Annotated in this window: 3 protein-coding genes and 1 pseudogene; all 4 read right to left on the bottom strand. The window is 34.2% G+C overall.

Features of this window, described 5'->3' with window-relative positions:
- A pseudogene (locus V7137_RS28415) lies at positions 1–108 on the bottom strand (lasso peptide biosynthesis PqqD family chaperone); the annotation flags it as partial.
- Positions 105–1,040 (bottom strand): aldolase, encoded by a 936-nt coding sequence (locus V7137_RS28410; protein ID WP_335701164.1) that lies wholly within the window; start codon positions 1,038–1,040, stop codon positions 105–107. The gene V7137_RS28410 and the pseudogene V7137_RS28415, both read right to left, overlap by 4 nt.
- Positions 1,041–1,140: 100 nt before the next feature.
- A complete protein-coding gene (locus tag V7137_RS28405) occupies positions 1,141–1,266 on the bottom strand; it encodes a paeninodin family lasso peptide (protein ID WP_335701163.1) in 126 nt (41 codons plus the stop codon).
- A gap of 14 nt (positions 1,267–1,280) precedes the next feature.
- Positions 1,281–3,218, bottom strand: a complete 1,938-nt coding sequence (locus tag V7137_RS28400) for an asparagine synthase-related protein (RefSeq protein WP_335701162.1) — start codon at positions 3,216–3,218, stop codon at positions 1,281–1,283.
- Between the last annotated feature and the right edge of the window lie 201 nt (positions 3,219–3,419).

Genomic DNA, 3,419 nt, shown 5'->3' with positions numbered 1-3,419 from the left:
ACCACTTTCTATGCTTAACATTACTTTTTCTCCATCCATATCACTAACTATATTTCCTTCGGTTTGTACAACCTTAGAATTCAATGAAATTTTTTGAGTACTAATCATACTATTTCCTCCTCTTTAATGGTTGATAAAACAAGTGAAACTAAGCTATGTGCTGTAAAACCTGAATGTGGCCGCATTAATTGATACATTTCTATTCGATTTAAGATTTTAACAGATTCTTTAAAGTGCCATTCTTGGATTCCCAAGCGAGGAATTAAAAAGTTCCGATATGTATGCTGATAAATTGTTTGAAAGCGCCCTAATCCCTCTATTCTCCTAATTTCAACATGATTACTTTCCGTTTTAACTAATTCATAAACTCCTGCAAGAGGTAGACTTTCACTTGAATAATCAGAATGTACCGGAATAGCATATTTTGTTTCTCTATCAAACAATGGACGGTAACCCGATGAACTTATTCCAAATTCATTTAAACTTTCTTGCCACAATTTCTGATGCGGATAGGATGGTTCAACATATGGAATATTGTCTTTTGATAAATAAACTGGAATTACATCATCACTTAAAAGTTGATACCCTTCCTTTATTAACGCTGCTGCAAGTGTAGATTTACCAGCACCTGAATCGCCTATAAAAGCGTACGCCTTCCCATTAATCGCTACTGCACTCCCATGTAATGGTAGTAATTTTCTCTGAATCAATATTGCCCCCATACAAGTGCCGAGGATGTAAAGACGGATTTTATCCTCTTCAACTCCTATCATTGGTGAAACAGAAATCTTTTTACCTTCTTGTATAGAAAATATAGCTGTATTTGGTACTTCAAACATTACTTTATTTTCTTTTACTACAAATCTTTTCTGTGCTATCGTATCTATTTCGGACCACTGTTTACTTAAATCATCAATTTCTATAACTATATCTACCTTATGAATACTTTCACTTATTCTAGTTAATTCAGGCAGGGAAATTTCACTTAAAATGTTTAGCCCAAAACCCTTATACATTAAGGTATTTAGTGTTGTAATCATATTTTCCACTCCAAATGTTGACAAATTAGATTTTTAAAAGCCCTTATACAGTTTTTATTGTATAAGGGCAATTAAAATCCAAACCTTTTAATTTCAGAAATCAGCTATATTTTACCGGATCATCTGGATCAGGCTGAACTGAATCCGGATACTTATGTCCTGGACCAGCCATAGTCATGTTAACATTAAGTACTTCTAAAACAGGTTTATTCCATTCTCTTTTCATATTGTCACCTCCTTTCAAGCAAACTTTTTAATAAATCTGTAAAATATTAAACCTCGGATTAATATCTTAAATTCCTCATCATATACAAATTGTGGTAAGGGCACCTCTCTAAATTTAGAAATAATATTCTTTATTAATTCTATATTTAAAAACTCAGACACATCAGAATCATTAATGAGTTGTTCTACTTCCCATATAAATGTATTCCAGTGAGGTGCCATTCGGAGAATTCCATCTGCCCCTTGAGCGCCTCTTGTCCGTTGGTTCAATCTGACATTGTCAGGAAGTAGGTTTTTAGTTGCCCTTCTAATTAAAGCCCTATCTAAACCATTTTGCACAAATTGATCCTCAGGGAGAGATAAGCAAAATTGTGCTACACGGAGATCATTTGTCGGGTCACGATCCCACACTTTGTATGGAAGGGAAAACTTTGAACCGTAAGTTCCAGTTATATTCCAATAGTAGAGCTTTTCGAATTGCATTTTCCTTACCTCATACCAACTTTTAGACATATTACCTGTAATATCAATTTCGTGTTCTTGAAGCTTTTCGAAAATGTTCATTTCACTTGCAAACTCAGGGTTAATCAGCATCGGGAAATTACTCTGATGTCCCGATTCAAATAGCTTACTAATATGAGGGAATATCTTTTTAGCAACCACGGATAAAACTCTAGATTTCTTGACTCCTAAGTTCTTACTATATAAATGTATTTCACGAAAACCACGGAAGAAATTCAACTTTTTTAAGAGCATAACTTGATACTCCAAAGCTGGCCCCCAAGAAACGGTCCAGTTACCTCTTTGGCCATTTAACATTACTCCTATTCCATCTAAATTTGCTCTTTCATATATTCCCCTGAGCCAATAACTATTCTCAAAGAATTTATAAGGTGTTTCTAGTGTTTCAAGCCAATCATCAATAACAGAATAGGAGCTTTCCCCCTCAAAATTTAAATACGTATCCTTAATATTTCCAACATAATCAACGGTTGATTTAATAAAGGGCCTTTCGTTGGCAACCCTACTATTAGGAGTCCAATCTTCAAAACTTTGTATTGGTACATAACTATAAGTATGTAATTGCTTATCACTTTTCCGTAATTCCATTGCTGCAATACTTGCAACAGAACCCGAATCCAATCCTCCACTTAGATGGGATCCTACATTAAGGTGAGTCCGTAATCGTGCATTTATTGCCGCATTAAAAACTTCTTTAAACGCCTCTTCATATTCTAAATTTGTTTTTAGTATTAATTTTCCATCTTCCGGTAATCTACAATATCTTGAGAGAGATACTTTCCCCCCTTCATATTTAATAATATTTGAAGGTGGAATTTGTTGTATATTAAGATAAACTGTTGAAGATGTTTCAAGAGAATCAACCATCCCAGGATTAGCCAAAAATTCGGCAATCCATTGTTTATTAAGACTTTTCTCTACATACGGCAAGGCAAACAATGGACGGATTATTGTACAAAATGCTATGCCTTGGCGATTATGATGAAAATAAAGAGTCCTATTCCCAGAAAAGTCTCTAGCACCAAATATTGTATTTTTTTTCTCGTCCCATATTATAAATGCAAAATCTCCTACTAAATATTTTGGAGTATCATCGCCCCATTGAAAGTATGAGAGTAGTATTAGTTCACTATCAGTTATTTGATTTCTTCTACCTTTTTCCACTTGTAACTTTTCAAACAATTCCTCACGATTATCAATAATCGCGTCAGCTGTAATTGCTAACTTCCTTTCGCGATCATAATAAGGAAGTTTTTCACCTATAGACTCCGGCGTGATCCACTGTGAATGGCAGCCAAGGAAAACTTTGTCATTACGCCAAGTTTGAATATCATCCGCCGGATATTTTTCTAATTCTTTCATCATCCGGTTCCCTTGCTCTAGATTGATTGGTTCATCGTTTAAATGATATATTCCGGCTATAGCGCTCATCTTTTCCTCCTGCCAGGCAATCAAAATTTGCAATAATTTTTTTACTTTTTAAAAGTTCACTAAAAAGAACAAACAGTCCATAGTAAACCACCAGAAGTCTAGTCTAAACATATACTCCTGATATATAGTTCAATTTAATTAATAAGCATCTATTAAAACTATTTATCTTATGACTTATTACCTATTCATTAATCTGTGAAG

This window comes from Neobacillus drentensis (assembly GCF_036962765.1).
In the GTDB taxonomy this organism is placed as follows: Bacteria; Bacillota; Bacilli; order Bacillales; family Cytobacillaceae; genus Neobacillus; species Neobacillus drentensis_C.
This window is presented reverse-complemented; position numbering and strand designations above follow the sequence as displayed.